At 41.3% G+C, this 23,015-nt stretch carries 28 protein-coding genes; 14 read left to right on the forward strand and 14 right to left on the reverse strand.

What is annotated here, in order from left to right; translation table 11 throughout:
- Window positions 1–61: 61 nt before the first annotated feature.
- The 5 genes from sspB to zapE form a co-directional block, all read right to left on the reverse strand.
- A complete protein-coding gene (gene sspB / locus FVA69_RS17190; RefSeq protein ID WP_004908309.1) occupies window positions 62–553 on the reverse strand; it encodes a ClpXP protease specificity-enhancing factor in 492 nt (163 codons plus the stop codon).
- Window positions 554–560: 7 nt separating this feature from the next.
- Window positions 561–1,202 (reverse strand): stringent starvation protein SspA, encoded by a 642-nt coding sequence (gene sspA, locus FVA69_RS17195; protein WP_004908304.1) that lies wholly within the window; start codon window positions 1,200–1,202, stop codon window positions 561–563.
- 536 nt (window positions 1,203–1,738) lie between these two features.
- Window positions 1,739–2,131 (reverse strand): 30S ribosomal protein S9, encoded by a 393-nt coding sequence (gene rpsI, locus FVA69_RS17200; RefSeq protein ID WP_004258235.1) that lies wholly within the window; start codon window positions 2,129–2,131, stop codon window positions 1,739–1,741.
- Between the two features lie 14 nt (window positions 2,132–2,145).
- On the reverse strand, window positions 2,146–2,574 hold the full coding sequence (gene rplM / locus FVA69_RS17205; RefSeq protein ID WP_004258237.1) for a 50S ribosomal protein L13: 429 nt from the start codon (window positions 2,572–2,574) through the stop codon (window positions 2,146–2,148).
- A 307-nt stretch (window positions 2,575–2,881) separates the two neighbouring features.
- Window positions 2,882–4,012 carry a cell division protein ZapE gene (gene zapE, locus FVA69_RS17210; RefSeq protein ID WP_117162555.1) on the reverse strand — a complete coding sequence of 377 codons (1,131 nt, stop codon included), beginning with the start codon at window positions 4,010–4,012 and terminating at the stop codon, window positions 2,882–2,884.
- Between the two features lie 355 nt (window positions 4,013–4,367).
- On the opposite strand from zapE, the gene zapG reads away from it, so the two are divergent.
- From zapG to degS, 3 genes are all read left to right on the forward strand, one after another.
- Window positions 4,368–4,772, forward strand: a complete 405-nt coding sequence (gene zapG / locus FVA69_RS17215) for a Z-ring associated protein ZapG (protein WP_004908297.1) — start codon at window positions 4,368–4,370, stop codon at window positions 4,770–4,772.
- Between the two features lie 378 nt (window positions 4,773–5,150).
- A complete protein-coding gene (locus FVA69_RS17220; RefSeq protein ID WP_004908295.1) occupies window positions 5,151–6,545 on the forward strand; it encodes a Do family serine endopeptidase in 1,395 nt (464 codons plus the stop codon).
- A gap of 115 nt (window positions 6,546–6,660) precedes the next feature.
- Window positions 6,661–7,725 (forward strand): outer membrane-stress sensor serine endopeptidase DegS, encoded by a 1,065-nt coding sequence (degS, locus tag FVA69_RS17225; RefSeq protein ID WP_109911684.1) that lies wholly within the window; start codon window positions 6,661–6,663, stop codon window positions 7,723–7,725.
- A 107-nt stretch (window positions 7,726–7,832) separates the two neighbouring features.
- Here degS and murA read toward each other — a convergent pair whose 3' ends face one another.
- From murA to mlaF, 7 genes are all read right to left on the reverse strand, one after another.
- Window positions 7,833–9,095 (reverse strand): UDP-N-acetylglucosamine 1-carboxyvinyltransferase, encoded by a 1,263-nt coding sequence (gene murA, locus FVA69_RS17230; protein WP_115167915.1) that lies wholly within the window; start codon window positions 9,093–9,095, stop codon window positions 7,833–7,835.
- Window positions 9,096–9,147: 52 nt separating this feature from the next.
- Entirely contained in the window at window positions 9,148–9,402 is a 255-nt protein-coding gene (gene ibaG / locus FVA69_RS17235) for a BolA family iron metabolism protein IbaG (RefSeq protein WP_004258269.1), read from the reverse strand.
- A gap of 222 nt (window positions 9,403–9,624) precedes the next feature.
- Window positions 9,625–9,915: a lipid asymmetry maintenance protein MlaB gene (gene mlaB / locus FVA69_RS17240; protein WP_109911682.1), complete on the reverse strand. Its 291-nt coding sequence runs from the start codon at window positions 9,913–9,915 to the stop codon at window positions 9,625–9,627.
- A 1-nt stretch (window position 9,916) separates the two neighbouring features.
- Window positions 9,917–10,546, reverse strand: a complete 630-nt coding sequence (gene mlaC, locus FVA69_RS17245; protein WP_004908281.1) for a phospholipid-binding protein MlaC — start codon at window positions 10,544–10,546, stop codon at window positions 9,917–9,919.
- Between the two features lie 35 nt (window positions 10,547–10,581).
- Window positions 10,582–11,085, reverse strand: coding sequence for an outer membrane lipid asymmetry maintenance protein MlaD (gene mlaD / locus FVA69_RS17250; protein ID WP_102137924.1), 504 nt, complete (start codon window positions 11,083–11,085; stop codon window positions 10,582–10,584).
- Window positions 11,086–11,088: 3 nt separating this feature from the next.
- A complete protein-coding gene (mlaE, locus tag FVA69_RS17255; RefSeq protein WP_004908276.1) occupies window positions 11,089–11,871 on the reverse strand; it encodes a lipid asymmetry maintenance ABC transporter permease subunit MlaE in 783 nt (260 codons plus the stop codon).
- Window positions 11,872–11,877: 6 nt separating this feature from the next.
- Window positions 11,878–12,681, reverse strand: coding sequence for a phospholipid ABC transporter ATP-binding protein MlaF (gene mlaF, locus FVA69_RS17260; RefSeq protein WP_004908275.1), 804 nt, complete (start codon window positions 12,679–12,681; stop codon window positions 11,878–11,880).
- Between the two features lie 478 nt (window positions 12,682–13,159).
- Here mlaF and kdsD point away from each other — a divergent pair, with 478 nt between their 5' ends.
- The 11 genes from kdsD to rnk all read left to right on the forward strand — a co-directional run bounded on the left by kdsD (window position 13,160) and on the right by rnk (window position 20,817).
- Entirely contained in the window at window positions 13,160–14,128 is a 969-nt protein-coding gene (gene kdsD, locus FVA69_RS17265) for an arabinose-5-phosphate isomerase KdsD (RefSeq protein ID WP_004908272.1), read from the forward strand.
- A gap of 14 nt (window positions 14,129–14,142) precedes the next feature.
- Window positions 14,143–14,703: a 3-deoxy-manno-octulosonate-8-phosphatase KdsC gene (gene kdsC / locus FVA69_RS17270; RefSeq protein WP_164529165.1), complete on the forward strand. Its 561-nt coding sequence runs from the start codon at window positions 14,143–14,145 to the stop codon at window positions 14,701–14,703.
- 16 nt (window positions 14,704–14,719) lie between these two features.
- Window positions 14,720–15,295 carry an LPS export ABC transporter periplasmic protein LptC gene (gene lptC / locus FVA69_RS17275; protein ID WP_004908267.1) on the forward strand — a complete coding sequence of 192 codons (576 nt, stop codon included), beginning with the start codon at window positions 14,720–14,722 and terminating at the stop codon, window positions 15,293–15,295.
- A 1-nt stretch (window position 15,296) separates the two neighbouring features.
- A complete protein-coding gene (gene lptA / locus FVA69_RS17280; protein ID WP_004908264.1) occupies window positions 15,297–15,857 on the forward strand; it encodes a lipopolysaccharide ABC transporter substrate-binding protein LptA in 561 nt (186 codons plus the stop codon).
- A 5-nt stretch (window positions 15,858–15,862) separates the two neighbouring features.
- Complete coding sequence (gene lptB, locus FVA69_RS17285; protein WP_004908261.1) at window positions 15,863–16,588, forward strand: LPS export ABC transporter ATP-binding protein; 726 nt, start codon at window positions 15,863–15,865, stop codon at window positions 16,586–16,588.
- A 41-nt stretch (window positions 16,589–16,629) separates the two neighbouring features.
- Window positions 16,630–18,075 carry an RNA polymerase factor sigma-54 gene (rpoN, locus tag FVA69_RS17290; protein ID WP_004908258.1) on the forward strand — a complete coding sequence of 482 codons (1,446 nt, stop codon included), beginning with the start codon at window positions 16,630–16,632 and terminating at the stop codon, window positions 18,073–18,075.
- A 22-nt stretch (window positions 18,076–18,097) separates the two neighbouring features.
- A complete protein-coding gene (hpf, locus tag FVA69_RS17295; RefSeq protein WP_004258306.1) occupies window positions 18,098–18,385 on the forward strand; it encodes a ribosome hibernation promoting factor in 288 nt (95 codons plus the stop codon).
- Window positions 18,386–18,478: 93 nt separating this feature from the next.
- Window positions 18,479–18,946: a PTS IIA-like nitrogen regulatory protein PtsN gene (gene ptsN / locus FVA69_RS17300; protein WP_004258311.1), complete on the forward strand. Its 468-nt coding sequence runs from the start codon at window positions 18,479–18,481 to the stop codon at window positions 18,944–18,946.
- A gap of 119 nt (window positions 18,947–19,065) precedes the next feature.
- On the forward strand, window positions 19,066–19,917 hold the full coding sequence (rapZ, locus tag FVA69_RS17305) for an RNase adapter RapZ (protein WP_004258318.1): 852 nt from the start codon (window positions 19,066–19,068) through the stop codon (window positions 19,915–19,917).
- Between the two features lie 5 nt (window positions 19,918–19,922).
- Window positions 19,923–20,195, forward strand: a complete 273-nt coding sequence (npr, locus tag FVA69_RS17310; protein WP_004258320.1) for a PTS phosphocarrier protein NPr — start codon at window positions 19,923–19,925, stop codon at window positions 20,193–20,195.
- Window positions 20,196–20,406: 211 nt separating this feature from the next.
- Window positions 20,407–20,817, forward strand: a complete 411-nt coding sequence (gene rnk / locus FVA69_RS17315; RefSeq protein WP_004908251.1) for a nucleoside diphosphate kinase regulator — start codon at window positions 20,407–20,409, stop codon at window positions 20,815–20,817.
- A gap of 131 nt (window positions 20,818–20,948) precedes the next feature.
- Here rnk and FVA69_RS17320 read toward each other — a convergent pair whose 3' ends face one another.
- Complete coding sequence (locus FVA69_RS17320) at window positions 20,949–21,416, reverse strand: helix-turn-helix domain-containing protein (RefSeq protein ID WP_042851521.1); 468 nt, start codon at window positions 21,414–21,416, stop codon at window positions 20,949–20,951.
- A 197-nt stretch (window positions 21,417–21,613) separates the two neighbouring features.
- The gene (gene pmbA / locus FVA69_RS17325; protein WP_164529166.1) at window positions 21,614–22,954 is read right to left on the reverse strand and encodes a metalloprotease PmbA; all 1,341 of its coding nucleotides are present in this window, start codon (window positions 22,952–22,954) and stop codon (window positions 21,614–21,616) included.
- Window positions 22,955–23,015 lie beyond the last annotated feature (61 nt).

The raw sequence follows: 23,015 nt of genomic DNA on the forward strand, positions 1-23,015 counted from the left end.
TATAAAAAAACAGAGGGTTTTGCCCTCTGTTGATTAATATACTGTTAACCTGACCAATGGATTATTTGACAATCCTTAATGAAGGCCGACCTTTTGGTGGCCGCGGTGGCTCATCATCTGATGGCTCATGTGAATTTTCATCCACAGATTCAGCTTCATGAACTAAAGCAATGTTGTCTTCAAGCTCTTCAACTTGTTCAAAACCTGCTGATAACTCTGCATCATACGCAGCTTCAGGCTCAAACATCATTCCAGCCCCATTTTCACGTGCATATACCGCCATAATTGCGGCCATTGGGACATAAACTTGGCGAGGTATTCCACCAAAGCGAGCATTAAAACGCACTTCTTCATTGGTTATTTCAAAATTACCAACAGCTCTTGGCGCAACATTCAATACAATTTGCCCATCACGAGCAAATTCCATAGGAACGTTAACAGCAGGAACGGTGACATCAACCACCAAATGCGGAGTCATATCGTTATCGAGCAACCACTCATAGTGAGCGCGTAACAAATAAGGGCGACGTGGTGACATTGCTGTCATTTCCATCATTCTTTTAGCCTCTTGTAGACAAACGCATTTCGCGCTCAGATTCAGTCAACGATGCTAAAAATGCGTCACGTGCAAATACACGTTGCATATACAACTGCAAGTATTTGCTACTAGATGGGTTCAATTCAATACCAAGTACAGGTAAACGCCATAGTAACGGCGCTAAATAGCAATCTACGAGACTAAATTCTTCGCTCATGAAGAATTCCATTTCAGCAAAAACAGGTGAAACCGCGATCAGCTCTTCAGATAGTTGACGGCGGGCATTTGCTGCCTCTTGCGCACTACCGTTCTCTATTTTGCTCATTAATGAATACCAATCGCTTTGAATACGGTGCATCAATTGACGACTCGTCCCACGTGCAACTGGGTAAACAGGCATTAATGGTGGATGAGGAAAACGCTCATCAAGATATTCCATGATAATGTGTGGGTCATAGAGAGTCAGGTCACGATCGACTAATGTTGGAACACTCTGGTATGGGTTGAGATCGATCAGATCTTGAGGCAGATGACCGGGTTCAACATGTTCAATTTCAACACTTACCCCTTTTTCAGCCAGAACAATCCGTACCTGATGGCTAAAAATGTCAGTAGGGCCAGAGAACAATGTCATTACCGAGCGTTTATTAGGAGCGACAGCCATTAAAACCTCCAAAATACAAAATGGACGAAATGTAATTAATTTTTAATTACCCATTACCCATTTTAAAATCCCCTGTGTTTAACTTTCATTTATCCATATTGGAAGTCAACACAACCCTCCCGCACAGTAAAGGCGAGAAATGCGAAATAAAAAAACAGGGGCGTATTCTAACAGATTTTGTACAACTTAGGGGGGCTACATCGAAAAAATCATAGATTTATTTCATTTTAAGGATAAAATAGTAAAAAATTTAGAGTTATGACAATATAAAAACAAAAAATACAGAATAAAAACCTTAAAGTTAACTCTATAGTTTGGACTATGTTTAATTAAAGTATCTCAGTATCGCTCACTAGTGATTATTTTAGACTAAATTATGATGTTTAACTTTAGATTATATTCGTTCTTTTATAAAGAGTCATAATTAGACACTGTTACCTGTCATAAATAATAAAAATGTAAGTAAAACAATAGGCAATAAAAAACCCGCCATAAGACGGGTTTTTTCATCAATTTTATACCCAAAGGGTAATAAATTAACGTTTGGAGAACTGTGGACGACGACGTGCTTTGCGCAGACCCACTTTTTTACGTTCAACAGAACGCGCATCACGGGTAACGAAACCAGCTTTACGCAGATCAGAACGAAGAGTCTCATCATAAGCCATCAGTGCACGTGTAATACCGTGACGGATTGCGCCTGCCTGACCTGAAATACCACCACCTTTAACAGTGATGTACAGATCCAGTTTTTCCAACATTTCAACCAATTCTAACGGCTGACGAACTACCATGCGCGCAGTTTCGCGACCAAAGTATTGTTCCAGTGTACGTTGATTGATTGTGATGTTACCGCTACCCGGCTTAATAAAGACACGAGCAGATGAGCTTTTGCGGCGACCAGTGCCGTAGTATTGATTTTCAGCCATTGCTATAATCCCGATTAAATGTCAAGAACTTGCGGTTGTTGAGCCGCGTGGTTGTGCTCATTACCTGCGTAAACTTTCAGTTTACGGTACATTGCACGACCCAGAGGTCCTTTTGGCAACATGCCTTTAACCGCGATTTCAAGCACACGCTCAGGACTGCGAGCAATCATTTCTTCGAAAGTTGCTTGCTTGATTCCACCTACATGGCCAGTATGGCGATAGTAGATTTTGTCTTCGCGTTTATTGCCGGTAACAGCAATTTTTTCTGCATTCAGAACGATGATGTAATCACCAGTATCCACGTGCGGAGTATATTCCGCTTTATGCTTACCGCGCAGACGGCTAGCAATTTCAGTTGCAAGACGGCCTAAAGTTTTGCCATCTGCATCAACAACGTACCAGTCGCGTTTTACGGTCTCTGGTTTAGCTGTAAAAGTTTTCATTAAAACTTACCCAATATTGAAGTTACACGTTGGTGAACACTCATGTTCATAAGCTTTCTGAGGTTCACACGACTCTTTGTCCAGTAAACCTACCCCTTCGAGCAGCCTAACTGGCATTAATGCGTTATTTTTTGGGAAATAAAAAACAACGCTGTAACGTGGGGTCGCAAGATTATAGAGAAGTCAGAAACAAAAATCGACCCCAAATGCATTTTTTTTACGTTTGCTCAAATAAACATCGCATCTTGTATTTAAATTATGCGATTTAGATGATTTGTTCGCTAACAACTCGGTTTTATCGTTAACCTTAAGTTAAATGCGGTATTTTCAGGTACTCTTCACTTTGCATTTCTTGCAATCGAGATAAGCAACGTTGGTATTCGAATGCTAACAATTGCCCCTGATACAGCGATTCCATTGGCACTTCAGCGTTAATCACTAATTTAACTTTTCGTTCGTAAAACTCATCAATTAACGCTAAAAACCGCCGAGCCGGGTTTTCATCGTTGGTTCCCATCACAGGTACATCGTACAGTAAGACGGTGTGATAACAGTTGGACAGGTAAATATAGTCATTTTGACTACGAGGCTCCTCACACAATACTTTGAAGCCTATCGCAAGAACACCTTCTGCAGCACGGATAACGGGCATTTTTCGGTGGTTAACCTCTAAAACAGGGTTCACCTCACCTTCTTTTCCTGCCAATTTCACAAACACCTCATCAAGATGTTGTCGGTTTTCATGGTTAATTGGCGATAAAAATAAATGTGCTTGCGTTAAAGTTCTTAAACGGTAATCAATACCTGCATCGACATTCATCACATCACAGTATTTTTTAATTTGCTCAATCGCAGGTAAAAAACGTGCCCGCTGCAAGCCATTTCGATAAAGATTATCAGGGATGATATTTGAAGTGGCGACAAGAGTGATGCCCCGAGCAAAGAGCCCTTCTAGTAAAGTGCCTAGGATCATAGCGTCTGTAATATCTGACACAAAAAATTCATCAAAACACAAGACATCTGTTTGTTTTTTAAACTCATCCGCAATGATATCTAGTGGGTTCTCTTGCCCTTGCAGTGCCATCAAATCTTCTTGTACTTTTTTCATAAAGCGATGAAAATGTAAGCGAAGTTTACGCGTACCCGGTAAACTTTCATAAAACATATCCATTAGCCACGTCTTTCCACGCCCCACCCCGCCCCACATATATAGCCCTTGTATGGGGACAACCGGTACTGTTGACGTTTTACCTAGAAGGCGGTTAAAGCGCTGCTTTAAACCTGAAGGCTTATCTTGTAAAGTGGAAGAGGTTGCATCAACAAGCTGCTGATATATTTTATCTAGGCGTTCTACAGCGAGCTTTTGTACGTCATCTGGCTGATAGTTTCCATCAGCTAGCGCTTGTTGATAACGCATTATAGGGGTCATCGGCGACATTAACTGAATAATCCTTAAAAATTTTTCGGTTTTTTTACCGTTATTTGATATACACTGCCTTTATTATAACCAGATTCAGTTATCATTTAACTTTCGGTTAACGAGCCGCTATAGAGTAAGGAAATTCGATTTAAGATTCCACTCTTAATATCTTAATAAGTTGTTGACTAATTTAGCCTGTCTAATTCAAAGCTTGTCGATTTTGTCATCACTTAACTAGTCAAATTACAATATGTTAAGACGCTTTACTTGACGCTTACATGCAACTTGAATTATTTAAGGTATAGTAACGGTAACAACACTACGTTTCTGCGAACATTGAATCTGTGAACATTGAAGTAATGAAGGAGTCAGCATGACCTGGGAGTATGCATTAATCGGATTGATTGTGGGTTTTATCATCGGTGCATTAGTTGTGCGCTATGGCAACCCAAAGCTTCGCCAGCAAAAAACAGCGCAGGCTGAGCTAGACAAAAAAAGTACTGAACTTGAAGAGTACCGTAAAGAGCTTGTGAGCCATTTTGCTCGTAGCGCAGAATTATTGGATAAAATGGCGCGTGATTACCGTCAGCTTTATCAACACATGGCACAAAGTTCGTCTGAATTAATGCCTGATATGCCAGCGCAAGACAACCCATTTAACTATCGTTTAACCGAATCTGAAGCAGATAACGATCAAGCGCCAGTTAAAATGCCACCAAGAGATTACTCAGATGGTGCATCGGGTCTTTTCAGGCCTATCGAAGAGAAAGAGAAGTAAGTTTTTATCTTTTATCACCAGTAAGCACCACTTACTGGTGATTTTCTACCAAATACACTAAATTTAGTCGCTTTCCGTGTATCTTTCATGATTAAATTTTTATTTAATAATTCTGAGCAAGATTTCCATCCAAATATAAATTAATAATTTATTTACCTACTGTATAGAAGTTATGGTTTCACTTAAGTTGCATGTAAATAGATGTAAAAGAGTGGATATTCGCTACCCGTAAGGGGAACTTTTGCGCATAATCGGTAGTCATAGTCATCAGTAAAATTGAATCTGATACCAACCAATATTATCTCAACGCATTGTGTTTATTCTAAAATTGTATCTACAATGAGTTGATAATTTATTCTTGAGAGAATCGACTAAATTATGAAAAGAAAAAACTTTTTTCTTACCGCGGTAGCAATGAGTTTAGGTTTATCTTTAGCGGCTATCCCTGCCGTAAGTAGCGCAGCATTACCTGCAACTTTACCTGCAACAGCACAAAGCCAGAACATGCCTAGCTTAGCTCCAATGCTTGAAAAAGTATTGCCTGCTGTAGTTAATATTCACGTGTCGGGTACGCGCGTACAAAACCAGCAAATTCCAGAAGAACTTAAATTCTTTTTTGGCCCAAATGTACCACAACAGCAACAAAGCGTACGTCCATTTGAAGGCTTAGGTTCGGGGGTCATTATTGATGCTCAGCAAGGTTATATTTTAACCAATAACCATGTTATTGATGGCGCTGACAAAATTCAAATTCAATTAAATGATGGCCGTGAAATTGCCGTTAACTTAATTGGTAAAGACCCGCAAACAGATATCGCGTTATTGAAAATCAGTAATGCAAAAGATATCAAAAACTTAACAGCTGTTAGTATTGCAGACTCCGACAAATTACGTGTGGGTGATTTTGCGGTTGCCGTCGGTAACCCATTTGGTTTAGGGCAAACAGCGACATCAGGCATTATCTCCGCATTAGGCCGTAGCGGTTTGAACCTTGAAGGTCTAGAAAACTTTATCCAGACCGATGCTTCCATTAACCGTGGTAACTCTGGTGGCGCACTCGTTAACCTAAACGGTGAATTAATCGGTATCAATACCGCAATCTTAGCACCTGGCGGCGGTAATATCGGTATCGGCTTCGCGATCCCAAGTAATATGGCTAAAAACCTTAGCGAGCAGTTAATTAAGCATGGTGAAGTAAAACGCGGGATCTTAGGTATCAAAGGTACTGAAATGAACTCCGATATCGCTAAAGCATTCAATATTGATGCACAGCGTGGCGCTTTCGTGAGCGAAGTTTTACCTAAATCATCCGCAGCTAAAGCAGGCATTAAATCCGGTGACGTTTTAGTCTCTGTTGATGGTAAACGTATTAATAGCTTTGCAGAGTTAAGAGCTAAAATCGGTACTAGCCAAATTGGTAAAGAAATTACTATTGGCTTGATTCGCTCAGGTAAACCAATGGAAGTCAAAGTGGTTCTCGAGAACGACGAAGGCTCTGCAACTAAAGCCGAAAAATTGAGTGAATCTTTATTAGGTGCAACGATTTCGAATGCAACGGTAAGCAACACCAAAGGTGTTCAAGTTGATAGCGTCGCGCCTAAATCACCGGCGGCTGCCATTGGCCTAGTAAAAGGCGATTTAATCTTTGGTGTCAATGACGCTCGTGTTGAGACGATTGAACAATTCCGTAAGATTATCGATGCTAAACCTCCGGTATTAGCCATGAAAGTATTGCGTGATGGTGAAACCTTATATTTACTGATGAGAAATTAATTCATCAAAAACCATCTGAAAACCAATAAAACAGGTACAGTATCACTCTGCTGTACCTGTTTTTTTATGTTATGCTCTGAACATGTTTAAGCAATAACTAAATATTCTATATCCTATGGTGAAGAAGCTAACTTTATCTGTCATGCTTGGCCTGTTGACTGCATTGATTATTATCGTTGCGGTTCCTTCTTTGCGCCCTCAAGGTTTAGCCGACTTATTATATGGTAAAACAAATAGTGAGCCCGTCAGTTATAATAAAGCGGTACGTCGTGCTGCACCTGCAGTGGTCTATGTTTATAGCAGTTCAAAAGGCAGTTTTTCTCAATCAGGACGTGAATTAAAATCCCTCGGTTCAGGTGTGATCATGAGCCAAAATGGCTACATCATCACGAATAAACATGTGGTTGATAACCCAGACCAAATTTTAGTAGCTTTACAAGATGGTGCTATTTTTGATGCCCTCCTAGTTGGCTCAGACCCATTGACTGACCTCGCCGTATTGAAAATTGATGCCGATAACTTACCTGTTATTCCAATTAATACGCAACGAGTCACTCATGTTGGTGATGTCGTACTGGCAATTGGAAATCCTTATAACATAGGTCAAACCGTTACTCAGGGGATTATCAGTGCGACAGGTCGTGTTGGGTTAAGCTCTACTCGCCGACAAAACTTTCTTCAAACCGACGCCTCAATCAACTCAGGTAACTCTGGCGGAGCATTAATTAATACCGAAGGTGAGTTAGTAGGCATCAACACGCTTTCTTTCACTGCAGGTCAAGGCATTAGTTCTGAAGGGCTAAGCTTTGCTATTCCTACCGCACTAGCCACCAAAATCATGGATAAGCTAATTCGTGATGGCCGAGTGATCCGCGGTTATATTGGTATTACCGCACGCGAATTGCCTCAAATTAGGTCAAATAACAATAATATCAATCAAATACAAGGCTTACGGGTTTTCCAAGTTGCCCCAAATGGGCCAGCGGCTAAGGCTGGTATACTGCAAGGGGATATTATTTTATCGGTTGATGGTAAACCGGCTATTTCAGCCGCGGAAACTATGGATTTAGTTGCAGAAATCCGTCCCGGAAGTAAAACGGCAGTACAAATTTTACGAGATGGCGAAATTAAAAATATTGATGTGATTATCGAAGAAATTCCTGAAGAACAGGCTGGGTAATCATTAGAAATACATTTGCATAAAAAAGGTTGTTCGATATCGAACAACCTTTTTTGATTCATCGAATGGGTAAATAAAGCCACCAGCCTATTTACCTTATCAAGGTATTAATCATCTGAGTGCACGCGCTGAATATCAGCACCTAAACCACGTAGTTTATCTTCGATATGCTCATAGCCACGGTCAATATGATAAATACGGTCAACTGTCGTTGTCCCTTCCGCAATACAACCCGCTATAACTAAACTCGCAGAAGCTCGTAAATCCGTTGCCATCACCTGTGCACTGGTTAATTTTTCAACACCATGACATAACACAGTATTACTTTCAATTTCAGCATGAGCACCCATACGGATTAGCTCAGGGATATGCATAAAACGATTCTCAAAAATCGTTTCAGTGATCATGCCAGCACCATCAGCAACAAGATTAAGTAAGCTAAACTGTGCTTGCATATCCGTTGGGAACCCTGGGTGTGGCGCCGTACGTAATGTCACTGCTTTCGGGCGTTTGCCTTCCATATCTAGGCTAATCCAGTCATCACCAATTTCAATTTTAGCTCCTGCTTCACGCAATTTAGCTAACACCGCATCTAAAGTGTCTGGACGAGCATTACGACAGATAACCTTGCCGCGCGAAACCGCGGCTGCAATTAAAAATGTTCCCGTTTCAATACGGTCAGGTAGTACTTTATAAACACCCCCACCTAAACGTTCAACACCTTCAATAACAATACGGTCAGTCCCTGCACCCGTAATTTTTGCACCAAGGGTATTTAAGAAATTAGCAGTATCTTCAATTTCAGGTTCACGTGCCGCATTTTCAATTGTTGTGGTTCCTTCAGCTAAAGTCGCAGCCGTCATAATAGAGACTGTCGCACCCACACTGACTTTATCCATCACAATGCAAGCACCTTTTAAGCGGCCATCGACCGTTGCTTTTACATAACCATCTTCTAAAGCAATCTTTGCGCCTAATTGCTCTAAACCTGAAATATGTAAATCAACTGGACGAGCACCGATAGCACAGCCACCTGGTAAAGAAACTTCACCATGACCAAAACGAGCGACCAATGGTGCCAAAGCCCAAATGGATGCACGCATGGTTTTAACAAGGTCATAAGGTGCACAGTATGTCGTTACAGTGCTTGCATCGACGTACACTGAGCCATTGCGTTGTACTTTAGTACCAAGTTGATTCAGTAATTTAATCGTTGTGTCGATATCCCTCAAATGGGGGACATTCTGTATTTCTACTGGCTCTTCAGCCAACAGAGCAGCGAACAGAATTGGTAATGCCGCATTTTTTGCGCCAGATATAGTGACCTCACCCTGTAAGCGGGTTGGTCCTTTAACTAAAAACTTATCCATTCAAGTATTCTCGTATGTCGAATTTTACAGTCTGTTCGCTTAGGCTTTGTAATCAAAGGCCACTAAGTTTACGATCGCGCTCCCATTGCGCAGGGGTGTACGCTTTAATAGACAAAGCATGAATGCGGTTATCCGCAATATACTCCATTAAAGGCGCATAAATTGCTTGCTGTTGCTTAACACGGCTCATACCGTCAAACATGTCACCGACCGCGATAACCTGAAAGTGGCTACCATCACCAGTAACAATAGCCTCATTCAGAGACAATTTTTCCATCAATACTTGCTTAATTTCGTTGGTATCCATAATGACTCAATTTATTAATTATTTGTGATTTATAATTTTACTCTAAATAGTGCAAATTGCATGCATAGCATACAGAGGCATCGCAATAAGAACAGTCAGAGCTCAATCCTCTATCCTAAAGGATTAGGCTTAACACTTAAACCAAAGAAAACGCCTCTCGTGCCGAAAAGCACATAGAGGCGCTTATTTTTACATAACTTGACCCAATTTAGGATATTTAACCTAATTGAGGATAACCCCTTGAACCCCGTATAGCTCAATCAATGTGTTCAAGTTATCACTGACACCGGTTATATTCAGTGAACGGTTTTTAGCTTGGAATTCACCTTTTAAGCGAACTAGCATCGCCAACCCTGTTGAGTCAACATGTTTGAGACCAGAAACATCTATATTTTCAATGCGTTCCAGCGATGAGTCTTTTTTATCCCAAAACGACATTAGCGAATCACGGTCTAACGTCCCGGTGAGATAAAGTGTTGTTTCATTGAGTTCCCATGCTAACAACTGACTCATATTACTTTTTCTCTTCTAAAGTAATTGGCGCTTTTGCACTGATTTCTAACTGTTTTGTTAAGCCATCGACACCTTGCTTACGTAAAATATCACCCCACTCATTTTGCTTAGTCGTGATCATACTCACGCCTTCTGCAATCATGTCGTAAGCTTGCCAGTAACCTGTTTTACTATTTTTACGCCATTGGAAATCTAAACGGACGGGAGGACGGCCGTTGGTATCAACAATAGTCACGCGAATGGCGACAATGTTTTTATCTCCCAACGGTTGCTCTGGGGCTATTTGATACGTTTGGCCATGGTACATTGCCAATGCTTGACCATAGACTTGTTCGAGGTAATCTTCAAATGCGTTGAAATAAGCCTCACGCTGTGCTGGAGTTGCCCCTTTATAATAGGTTCCTAACACCAAAGCCCCTGCATATTTAACTTGTACATAAGGTAATAATTCCTCACGAACAATTGTTCTAAGATACTCGGGGTCTTGCTTAATTTTCGGTTGCTCTGATTTCAAGCGGTTAAACGTTTTCGCCGCCGCTTCATCCATTAATTTATAAGGGTTGGTTTGGTCTACTGCCATGGCAAATGGCGCGATTGCCAACATAGCAACCATCATTAAACGTTTAAACATAATTCATTCCTTTATTCTTCAAAGGGAACACCAAATTACTGTGCAGTTGACTCTGGCTCTGCACCTTGGCTATCACCACTTTTATATAAAAACTGGCCAATTAAGTCTTCTAATACCATAGCCGGCTTAGTATCTTCAAGACGCCCGCCATTTTTTAAGATTGCGATACCTAATTCTTCGTCATCTGGACCAATATTCATCGCAATATATTGTTCTCCCAACAACCCTGACGTCCGAATTGATAGTGAGCTCGAATCAGGAATATTGTCGTATTCACTCAATAAATCAATTTTAACTTCAGGAACATAGTTCTTTTTATCTAGCGTGATACTGGCAACTCGACCAATCACCACACCACCCACTTTGATTGGCGAGCCTTCTTTTAAGCCACCAATATTTTCAAAAGATGCTGAAATTTGATAGGTGGATTGGCTTCCTATCGATTTTAAATCAGCGACTTTTAAACACAAAAAGATAATTGCGGCAATCGCCAGCAACATAAAACAACCAACCCATATTTCACTTTTTTTACTTTGCATGACTTAGTTCCCAAACATCAGTGCGGTAAGTACGAAATCCAGTCCTAAAACAGACAATGACGCATGCACAACTGTTCTTGTTGTAGCTTGGCTTATCCCCTCCGAAGTTGGGATGGCATCATAGCCATTAAATAATGCGATCCAAGTAACTGTGATAGCAAAGACTAAGCTTTTAATCACACAGTTGACTAAATCTAGCCGCCAATCAACGGAAGATTGCATTGAAGCCCAGAAAAAGCCTTCATCAATCCCCTTCCAGTCAACCCCAACTAGTGCGCCACCTAAAATACCGACAGCAACAAAAATTAGAGATAACAACGGCATACTAATAAAACCAGCCCAAAAACGTGGCGCGATGACGCGCCTTAGAGGGTCAACCGCCATCATTTCAAGGCTAGAAATCTGTTCTGTCGCTTTCATTAAGCCAATTTCAGCAGTTAATGCAGAGCCCGCTCGTCCAGCAAACAACAATGCGGTTACAACAGGGCCTAACTCACGCAATAGTGAAAGCGCCACCATCATACCTAAGCTAGCTTCAGCACTAAACGTCGTGAGAACCAAATAGCCTTGTAACCCCAAAACCATCCCAATAAATAACCCAGAGACAGCAATGATCAGCAATGATTGCACACCAATGGCGTACAATTGCTTCATCAGTAATGGCCATTGTTTACGAAACTCTGGTTTACCGAGTAAGGCGCGAAACAGCATGTAACCTGCTCGACCAAACGCGGAAAATATATCAATCCATCGGCGTCCGAAGCCTGCTATCGCCTTTAATATCATTTTATTTTACCCTAATAAATCAGCCAGATAATCATTGGCGGGAAAACGGAATGGAACAGGCCCATCAGCAATGCCATCAAGGAATTGTCGTACACGAGGGTCTTGGTTTTCTCGCAATTCTTCACCCGTTCCCTGAGCAATGACATGCTGCTGCGCAACAATATAAGCATTATCTGCGATACTCAATACCTCTGGAACATCATGGGAAACCACGACACAGGTGACACCCAGCGCTTGATTAAGCTCATCAATCAATTTAACCAAAACACCCATAGTAATCGGATCTTGGCCGACAAAAGGTTCATCAAACATGATTAAATCTGGGTCAAGCGCGATAGCACGTGCTAACGCAGCACGCCGTGCCATACCTCCTGACAACTCAGATGGCATTAATTGAGCAGCGCCACGTAAACCAACCGCCTCTAGTTTCATCATCACCGTCGTATGAATCAGCGATTCTGGCAAGTTAGTGTGCTCACGTAGAGGGAAAGCCACGTTATTAAATACGTTCATATCCGTGAATAACGCCCCGGATTGAAACAGCATGCTCATCTTTTTACGAGATTGATACAGCTTTGAGCGTGACAGCGCTGGAATATTGTCGCCATCAAACCAAATTTCACCTTCATTTGGCCGTAATTGCCCACCAATCAAGCGCAGTAATGTGGTTTTACCAATCCCTGATGGCCCCATAATTGCCGTAATTTTTCCACGAGGAACCGCCAGATTAATATTTTCAAATATTTTCCGGCTTCCACGAGTAAAGGACATGTTCCGTACTTCAATTAAGTTGTCTGTCTGTGCTTGCATTGTTAAATAACTCGTTATACACCACGCGTAAATATTTTTATCCGTTCAGATGTTACCGAAAGATAAACTGAAAATCGTCAAATATCACAACAAAATAGAATTTATAGTATTATAGCGTTGAAAATATGACTTTTAGTGTTACAACCCTGTTTTTACCTTCAGATAACAGAGAAAAAACAATATAATTTACCTATAGTCAGCAAAAGCTTTCACTATTAACAGCAGATAGCTCTTAGAATGTTGTGATTTACCTAGCTTGAGGATACTCGAATTTGCCTATCCATTTTTGGTTCAAGATGCTAATGAAATCGTCTTGTACGTATTAAATTCTACATCGAAGTCCCGAAAAATACTCATTAAGTATAAAACTAACATTAAAAATAGCTTAACTGACAAAATACTTACTGATACCAAGTATTCGTTATACAATTTAATTTCGCTAATCCGATTAACTTAAAAGCTACGCATGGAACTAGAAATGTCAAACTTCGATTTTCAGAAAGTAGGTAAAGAAGTTCTCCATATCGAACACGAAGGTTTAAAAAACCTAGAACAATATATCAATACTGACTTTGACCGCGCTTGCCAGCTCATTTTTAACTGTGAAGGTAAAGTCGTCGTAATGGGAATGGGGAAATCGGGGCATATTGGCCGTAAAATTGCCGCCACACTAGCGAGTACAGGAACACCATCATTTTTTGTTCATCCGGGAGAGGCCAGTCACGGTGACCTTGGGATGATTACTCATAACGATGTTGTGTTAGCCATTTCAAATTCTGGTGAGTCAGGAGAAATTTTAGCCTTACTTCCTGTTTTAAAAAGAATTAAAGTGCCTTTAATCTGTATGACTAACAACCCTGAAAGTAATATGGGAAAATATGCAGATGTTCATTTATGTATCAAAGTCCCTCAAGAAGCCTGTCCATTGGGGCTTGCTCCTACCACGAGTACAACAGCTACACTCGTGATGGGAGATGCATTAGCGATAGCCTTATTAACCGCCCGCGGCTTCACTGCGAATGATTTCGCACTTTCGCATCCAGGTGGCGCACTTGGACGCAAACTTTTACTCCTCGTTCGTGATTTAATGAATACGGGTGATGAAATCCCCCATATTCCTAAAAGTGCGTCTTTACGCGAGGCTTTAGTGGAAATTACCCGCAAAAAACTGGGTATGACCGTTATTTGTGATGATGATATGAATATTGAAGGTATTTTCACTGATGGGGATTTACGCCGTATCTTTGATATGGGAATCGACCTGAATAACGCTAAAATTGCTGATTTAATGACCCCCGGTGGAATTCGAGTATCACCAACCATGTTAGCGGTTGAAGCGCTTAATTTAATGCAATCTCGGCATGTGACTTCGTTATTAGTTGCAAATGATAACAAATTAGTTGGTGTGCTACATATGCATGATCTGCTTCAAGCAGGTGTTGTATAACATAAGGAAATACCATGACGCCTACCTTGTTGGAAACCTGCTATGGCCCTGTTGCCAATACTGTTTTAACCAAAGCAGAAAAAATCAAATTATTGATCTGCGATGTTGATGGTGTCATGTCTGATGGCTTGGTCTATATGGGAAATAATGGCGAAGAACTCAAAGCCTTTAATGTCCGTGACGGCTATGGGATACGTTGCTTATTAACTTCCGGTATTGAGGTCGCCATCATTACAGGAAGAAAAGCGAAGCTTCTTGAAGATAGGGCCCAAACATTAGGCATTACATATCTTTACCAAGGTCAAAGCGATAAGCTTTTGGCGTATCACGAACTGTTAGATACACTACAATTATCAGCTGAAGAAATAGCTTATATTGGGGACGATCTGATTGACTGGCCTGTTATGGCTAAAGTAGGCTTATCCGTCGCCGTCGCGGATGCCCATCCTTTGTTATTACCGCGAGCGGATTATGTGACTCGCATTGGCGGAGGAAAAGGCGCAGTCCGCGAACTTTGTGACCTTATTTTGCTTTCTCAAGGCAAACTGGAAGAAGCAAAAGGTTTATCAATATAACGAATAGATTGAATTCATGAGCAATGCGAAGAAGTGGTTAATTATTATTTTATCCTTGGTTGTATTAGGGCTTATCGGCTGGAATTTAGCAGGTAGTGATTCTGACAACCAAGAGGATAAAGTAATTAATGATGGTCAACCTAATTATCAAACTGATGATTCAGTGACTTTTGTCTATAATCCAACGGGTAATTTAGCGTATAAACTCGTTTCAGATAAAATAGATAACTACACTGAAGGAAAAATCACGTGGTTTTCAAAACCGGTTCTAACCACTTATAACGAAGCGGGCGAGCCAACTTGGACGGTTAAGGCTTTCAAGGCTAGGTTAACGAACGATAGAATTCTCTATTTATATAGCGATGTTCAGGTTGATAGCTTAACCAAAGACTCGCAGATCCAACGAATTACAACTGAGAGTGCAGTTGTCAATTTGACAACACAAGACGTTTCATCTGATGATAAAGTGACCATTATTGGACAAGGTCTCAATTCTACCGGTATGAAAATGAAGGGAAACCTTCGTACAAGAACGGCTGAATTAATCGAAGATGTTAAAACTCATTATGTGTTACAACCAGAAGAGCATTAAAATGAATCAAGTAACTAAGAAACGTTTTATTCAAGGAGCTGTTGCCAGTGCAATCTTGGCTCTTAGCCTACCTGCAATGGCATTAAAAAGTGATACGCAGCAGCCAATGACGATTAATTCGGTCAAACAATCTCTTGATTTAGAAAAAAACGTCACCACCTTTACTGATGATGTTGTTATTAAACAAGGTTCTATTGATATCAGAGCCAATAAAGTGGTTGTAACACGTCCAAGTAGTGACTCGGATAAAATTGTGATTGAGGCCTTTGGTACCCCGGTTACCTTTTACCAATTACAGGATGATGGCAAACCAATTAAAGGCCATGCCAGCAAAGCCCGTTATGAGGTCGATAAACAGCTCGTCACCTTAACAGGCAATGCTTATCTTGAGCAGTTAGACAGCAATATCCAAGGTGACAAAATTACCTATTTGGTTCCTACGCAGCAAATGGAAGCATTTAGTGATAAAGGTAAACGCGTCACCACTGTAATACTGCCAGCCCAATTGCAAGAAAAAGGCCCAGCAGCGAATAAAAATTCATCAGCAAGTAAGAGTAAATAACTGTTATGGCTACACTAACCGCTGAAAATCTAGCTAAAGCCTATAAAAAACGTAAGGTCGTTGAAGATGTCAGCCTGGAAGTTAAATCAGGAGAAATCGTTGGCTTGTTGGGACCAAACGGTGCCGGTAAAACCACAACCTTTTATATGGTTGTGGGTATTGTTCAGCGGGACGCTGGCAAAATTATGATTGATGGTGAAGATATCAGCCTTCTACCACTGCATGAACGTGCTCGTCGTGGAATTGGCTATCTTCCTCAAGAAGCCTCAATTTTTCGCCGCCTCAGCGTTTATGATAACTTAATGGCTGTGTTAGAAATTCGCGAAGATTTGAGCTCCCAGCAACGTAAAGAACGTGCTGAGGAATTGATGGAAGAATTTAGTATCACCCATCTTCGGGACAGTATGGGGCAGTCGCTATCCGGTGGGGAACGCCGCCGTGTGGAAATTGCGCGTGCACTTGCTGCTAACCCAAAATTTATTTTATTAGACGAACCTTTTGCGGGTGTAGACCCTATTTCCGTCTTAGATATCAAAAAAATCATTCAGCACTTAAGAGATTACGGCCTCGGCGTTTTAATTACCGACCATAATGTGCGGGAAACCTTAGATGTGTGTGAAAGAGCCTATATTGTCAGCCAAGGGCACTTAATTGCGCATGGGTCACCAACCATGATCTTAGAGAACGAACAAGTGAAACGTGTATACTTAGGTGAAGGTTTCCGGTTATAAATTATCGTGTTGTCATTTTTTAGGGAGAATAAAACAGATTCATGAAGCAAAGTTTGCAGCTTAGAGTCAGTCAACAACTTGCAATGACCCCTCAATTGCAGCAAGCTATCCGCTTGTTGCAGCTGTCTACACTTGAGCTTCAGCAAGAAATTCAACTTGCCTTGGAAACCAACCCACTTCTTGAACAAGAAGAGTTGAATTCCGAGCCCGAATCTATTGACTCCCTAAATGAAAATACCGATACCAGTGAACTCGATACCAAAGACGCTCTTGAAAATCATGATATGCCAGATGAGCTCCCTTTAGATGCTGATTGGGATGAAATATATACTGCAGGAACACCGTCAGGGACCAGTAACGATTATAGTTTTGATGAACTGCCTGTTTATCAAGGTGAAACGACACAAACGCTGCAAGATTACTTGACATGGCAAGCTGAGCTGACCCCTTTTACTGACACAGACAGGGCAATCGCTACTGCCATTATTGATTCAATAGACGATTCCGGTTATCTGACAACAGCAATTTCTGATATACATGAAGGGATTGATAACCCTGAAATTAGCATAGAAGAAGTCATCGCTGTCCTAAAGCGTATTCAGCATTTCGACCCGCTGGGTGTTGCAGCACAAGATTTAAAAGAGTGTTTATTAATCCAATTGTCGCTGTATCCTCAGCAAACTGATGGGCTACAAGATGCAAAGCGCATTATTAGTAACCATATTGATTTGCTGGCTAACCGTGATTTTCGCCAGCTGAGTAAATTAACTCGCTTAAAAGAAGATGCACTAAAAACCGCGATAGACCTGATTTTAACGCTGAATCCAAAACCCGGCCAATCCATCAATACTGGGGAATCAGAATACGTCATTCCTGATGTCTTAGTGAAAAAAATTGCTGGGCACTGGCAAGTTGAGTTAAATACAGATAGCATCCCTAAACTAAGTATTAATAACCATTATGCTTCGATGCTAAATAATTCAGCAAATGAAGATGACTCGCAATATATTCGTAGTCATCTGCAAGATGCAAAATGGTTGATTAAAAGCCTTGAAAGCCGCCACGAGACACTCTTAAAAGTCGCGACTTGTATTGTAGAACAGCAACAAGAATTCTTTGAGCTGGGTGAGGAATATATGAAACCGATGATACTGGCCGATATCGCCTATCAAGTGGACATGCATGAATCAACCATCTCACGAGTAACAACTCAAAAGTTTCTCCATAGTCCACGAGGCATTTTTGAGTTGAAGTATTTTTTCTCCAGCCATGTTAATACGGACACAGGTGGCGAAGCCTCCTCAACCGCAATTCGAGCATTGGTGAAAAAACTGGTTGCTGCTGAAAACCCAGCAAAACCATTGAGTGACAGTAAATTGACGAGTATGCTGGCAGAACAAGGCATTCAAGTCGCTCGCAGAACTGTTGCTAAGTATCGAGAATCGTTATCCATTCCGCCCTCTAACCAGCGTAAGCAGCTGGTTTAATTGATAAAATAAGGAAGATTGTATGGAATTTCAGATTACTGGACACAATATTGAAGTTACTCCTGCATTGCGCGAGACTGTTGAGAAAAAACTCAAAAAATTGGAGCAATTGTTTGATCGTATTAATGGTATCCAAGTTGTCTTGAAAGTTGAAAAAGTTCAGCAAATTGCTGAAGCAACCGTGCAAGTTAATGGAGCGGATCTCCACGCATCAGCGGAAGAAAACGATATGTACGCTGCTATAGATATACTCGTAGACAAACTGTCGCGCCAATTAACCAAACATAAAGAAAAACTGAGACAACATTAATACATTGACGCGGCTTATTAATTAGCCGAATAATGTTTCAAACCAGATGGTGGGATACATCATCTGGTTTTGTAGTCCTAAGTGAACAATAAAATGAATAGTGATATAGAAATCCAGTTAAACGTTGTTTTATCATCAGCCTGTACACGTAATAATATTGTGTGCACCAGTAAAAAAAGAGCTTTAGAAATTATTAGTGAGCTGGCTGCCGTTGAATTGGAATTACCTGAAAATACGGTATTTGAAGCGTTATTAACCAGAGAAAAAGTTGGCACAACAGGTATTGGCGGCGGTATTGCCATTCCTCATGGAAAGCTGAACGAAGGTGAAAGTAGCCGTGCTGTCGGTGTCTTTTTACATTTAGAAGAGCCGATTGCTTTTGATGCAATTGATAACCAGCCTGTTGACTTGCTTTTCGCTTTACTCGTGCCATCAGACCAATGTAAAACGCACCTGCATACGTTGTCGCTTATCGCCAAAAAATTAGCCGATAAAACGCTCTGTAAACGCCTGCGCAGTGCACAAAGTGATGAAGAGCTATACAGCATAATTACAGAGTAAGCGATAAATTATGTATCTTGCCATATGCAAATGATATTGTTATGGTTTCTAAGTAATATTAATTGGCAAGTACTGCTTTTCAAGAAACACATTATTAAGAAACAAAAGGGAGCAAGCTCATGGTGCTGATGATAGTCAGCGGCCGTTCCGGTTCGGGGAAATCCGTTGCCTTACGTGCGCTGGAAGATATGGGTTTCTATTGCGTAGATAACCTACCGGTTGTATTACTGCCGGAGTTAGCGAATTCACTGGCTGATCGTAATATTTCAGCAGCGGTAAGCATCGACGTGCGTAATATGCCCGACAATCCAGAGATTTTCGAAGAAGCGATTGATAAATTACCATCAACCTTCTCTCCTCAATTATTGTTTCTAGATGCCGACCGTAACACGCTTATACGTCGTTATAGTGACACTCGTCGGTTGCACCCACTTTCAAGTAAAAATCTTTCGCTTGAAAGCGCAATAGATGAGGAAAATGAGCTACTTGAACCTTTACGCTCTCGTGCTGATTTAGTTATTGATACCTCAGAAATGTCCGTTCATGAATTAGCTGAAATGCTAAGAACACGTTTGATGGGCAAACGTGAGCGTGAACTGACAATGGTGTTTGAATCCTTTGGTTTCAAACATGGTATTCCTATTGATGCCGATTATGTATTCGATGTGCGTTTTTTACCAAACCCGCACTGGGATCCGAAATTACGCCCAATGACAGGTCTTGACCGGCCCGTTGCTGCATTCTTAGATAGGCATACTGAAGTCCATAACTTCATCTACCAAACTCGTAGTTATTTAGAATTATGGCTACCGATGTTAGAAACCAATAACCGTAGCTATTTAACTGTTGCGATTGGCTGTACAGGAGGGAAACACCGTTCAGTATACGTCGCAGAACAACTTGCCGATTATTTCCGTTCCCGTGGTAAAAATGTGCAGTCACGCCACAGAACATTGGAAAAGCGTAAATAACAGCAATGACCGTAAAAGCCACAATAACGCTCAAAAATCGGCTTGGGATGCATGCACGGCCTGCCATGTTACTCTATGATTTAGTTAAACAATTTAACTCTAGAGTTATTTTGCGTAATAATAATCAAATTGAGGCGGAGGCCGATAGCGTTATTGCGATGTTGATGTTAGACTCAGAACAAGGCAGTAAGATTGATATCGAGGTTAGCGGTCCGGATGAAAATCAGGCCTTGTCTGCAATTATCAACCTATTCGAAAACAGGTTTGACGAAGAATAGTTGATGAAATGATGAAAAATAGCAGAGTTTCAAGCTAGCTATAGCATGTCAATCAGTAGATTTTTATCTAGGCAGGCTTAGAGATCGTGATCATGATCTCTTCCCTTTAAAGCGTATAGCGCCTAATATTTTAAACAAACTTATTTCTAGCGACACCCCCTACCTTATGGGTGGGGGGTGTTTGCTTTGTATGTCTCTATTGGAGTGTGGTATGACAAAGCCAACAATTATTATCAATGATTTAGATGCTGAACGTTTAGATGCACTGATGGAACAGCCGGCTTATGCGGGCACACCGGTTGCCGAAGCGCTCAATGATGAACTTGACCGTGCAGATATTCTTAGCCCACAAGAAATCCCTGCGGATGTGGTCACGATGAACAGTACCGTTCGCTTTTTGGATTTAATCAGCAACGAAGAACGCACACGCACCTTAGTTTACCCTGCGTCACTGAAAGATAGCGCGGAGCAACTGTCTGTGATGGCTCCGATTGGTGCAGCCTTGTTGGGCTTGCATGTAAACGATGAAATCAGCTGGGAATTGCCAAACGGTGTTCAAACACGTGTTCGTGTACTTGAAATCGTTTATCAACCAGAAGCAGCTGGTGAGTTCCACCGTTAATCACGACAACGGCTGAATTAAAGAAGGCTTAGCGAAAAAAGTTTTATTTAAAAAACTCAGGCAAGTCCTCTAACCTATTCAGGCACTCAATTGAGTGCCTTTTTTGTTTTAATAGGTAGTAAGGATATAAGCTAGTGCTTTTTAGTCATATTTATCAATCTATTATTTTCCCATTGGTGAAAGAGCTTATCCAATAAAAACAGTTTGATTACCTTTATCGCTAACAGCCCGCCCCAAATAGCACTAACCCAAATAGGCCAATGGCTCTCTGGTGTATAAATATAATTAGCGGTATACAGTATTACGCATACAATAATCGCTGTTATTATATTTTTAAGTAACTTTGTTTCATTTCTTACCCGCTTTTTAGCCTCTTCTATCCGATTATCTAGCTCAATACTTTCGGGTAAAGGTGTAGATGTCAGTTCAGACACACTCACATTAAATACTGATGCTAATGCACTGAGTGTTTCTAAGCTAGGTACTTCACCGTTTTCAATTCGTTGGATAGTTCTTGTGCTCAGTGATGATAGTAGAGCGAGCTGTTCTTGAGACCAAGCTCGCGCTAATCTCAATTGTTTAATTTTATTTTCCATCATAACCTACCTTAAAAATCGAATGATCTTAGGAGATGGCTATACTGTCAGCATAATGCAATCATGACCACGACAGCATGACGACAGAGCGACGACACCGCAGTGACAGTGGTAAATACTATTTTATAGAATAAAAAACGCCCAATAACAAATGTATTAGGCGCCTTGTTTCACACAAAACAGAGGAAGAACAAAAGGAGTTACTCTCCTGCAATGCTCATTTCTGGGATCAATACCGAACCACACTGAATATTACTGCGAGTTTCAATATCATCAGCGATAGTCACCATATTCGCCCACATATCTTTTAGGTTTCCAGCAATAGTAATTTCACTCACTGGGTACTGAATCTCACCATTTTCGACCCAAAAACCTGAAGCGCCACGAGAATAATCTCCTGTAATCCCACTCACCCCTTGACCCATTAACTCAGTAACGATTAGCCCTGTTCCCATTTGTTTCAGTAATGCATCAAATGAAAGCCCTTGGCCTGCAATACGCCAGTTATGGATGCCGCCCGCGTGGCCAGTGCTTTGTAAACCTAGCTTTCTTGCTGAATAGCTGGTCATCAACCACGTTTGTAGAACACCATTTTCGACGATATTGCGTTCACAAGTGCGAACACCTTCGCTATCAAAAGGTGATGATGCTAATCCCCCCATTAAATGCGGTTGCTCATTGATAGTTAGCCAGCTTGGTAGAATTTGTTTTCCTAGGCTATCTAATAAGAAAGAAGATTTACGGTAAATACTGCTGCCACTAATAGCACCAACTAAGTGGCCAAATAGACCTGTTGCCACTTCGGCCGCAAAAATAACAGGCGCTTTCATCGTAGGTAATTTACGAGGTGACAAACGAGATAAGGTGCGACGAGCGCACTCCTGCCCTACCCACTCAGGGGACTGTAATGCGTCTAAGCTACGACCGATCGTATAAGCGTAATCACGTTCCATCTCACCATTTTGCTCTGCAATCACACAACTCGACATCGAATAGCGGCTTGAGCAGTAGCTTTGCAGCATACCATGGGAGTTGCCAAACACACGTACACCATAGTGCCCATTAAAACTGCCGCCTTCGGTATTCACAATGCGGGGGTCTGCATTTAATGCTGACATTTCTGCAACTGATGCTAAGCGGATAGCTTCTTCGGGAGAAAGTTCGCTCGCTTGAAACAAATTGAGGTCAGGAGCTTCAAAAGCCAACAAAGATTTGTCTGCCGGCCCTGCACACGGGTCTTCTGAGGTGTAATTAGCGATATCAATTGCCGCCTGAACGGTGCGTTCAATCGCTTCAGGGCTTAAATCTGTAGAAGAGGCACTACCTTTACGTTGTTGATGATAAACGGTGATCCCTAATGCCCCATCACTGTTAAACTCAACATTTTCGACTTCCCCTTGGCGGGTACTCACACTAATTCCTGTGCTTTTGTTTACTGCGACTTCCGCAGCATCACAACGTGTTTTTGCAAATTCTAATGCGTGTGCGACGGCTTCTTCGAGTTTTTTACGTTGTTCAGTGACTTGTTCAGTTACACTCATGCTTTAGTCCAATCAATAATATGGGGGAAACGTGATTTTCTGCCCTAACACGTAAATGCTA

Source organism: Providencia sp. PROV004 (assembly GCF_011045615.1).
In the GTDB taxonomy this organism is placed as follows: domain Bacteria; phylum Pseudomonadota; class Gammaproteobacteria; order Enterobacterales; family Enterobacteriaceae; genus Providencia; species Providencia rettgeri.